The sequence below is a fragment of the Streptomyces sp. NPDC050164 genome, assembly GCF_044459945.1.
GTDB lineage: Bacteria > Actinomycetota > Actinomycetes > Streptomycetales > Streptomycetaceae > Streptomyces > Streptomyces coeruleorubidus_A.
Genome location: NZ_JBITJK010000034.1, coordinates 52,165 through 52,720, shown reverse-complemented (window position 1 = coordinate 52,720; position 556 = coordinate 52,165). Strand labels below are relative to the sequence as shown.

The following is a 556-nucleotide window of genomic DNA, read 5'->3' as shown; positions in this document are numbered from 1 at the left end:
CAGGCGGGGATGGGACGGTGCGGTTGTGGGACACGGCCACCGGTCGTACCCGTACCACCCGCACCGGCCACAAGAACGACCTGTCCTCGGCGTTGGGCAAGGTGTCGGGCACACGCGTGGACTCGGTGGCGTTCGGTCCCGACGGCCGTGCCCTGGCCACCGTAGGCGGGGACGGGACGGTGCGGTTGTGGGACACCACCACCCTCACCGTCCGCAAGATCGACGGGTCCCCGCTGTTGGGCAGGGGCGTGGAGTCGGTGGCGTTCAGTCCCGACGGCCGCACGTTGGCCACCGGAGGCGGGGATGGGACGGTGCGGTTGTGGGACACGGCCACCGGCCGTACCCGCACCAGCCTCACCGGTCACAAAGGCTCTGTGACTTCGGTGGCGTTCAGCCCCGACGGACACACCCTCGCCACCGCCGGCTACGACAACACGGTGCGACTGTGGGACACCGCAACGGGCCGTACCCGCACCAGCCTCACCGGTCACAAAGGCTCTGTGACTTCGGTGGCGTTCAGCCCCGACGGACACACCCTCGCCACCGCCGGCTACGA

The 556-nt window shown here is 70.1% G+C and carries 1 protein-coding gene; it reads left to right on the top strand.

Going from position 1 to position 556, the window contains the following annotated elements; all coding sequences use genetic code 11:
- Window positions 1–17: 17 nt before the first annotated feature.
- Window positions 18–556: WD40 repeat domain-containing protein (locus ACIBNA_RS33665; protein WP_399168971.1), on the top strand; the 539-nt coding region annotated here is incomplete at its 3' end.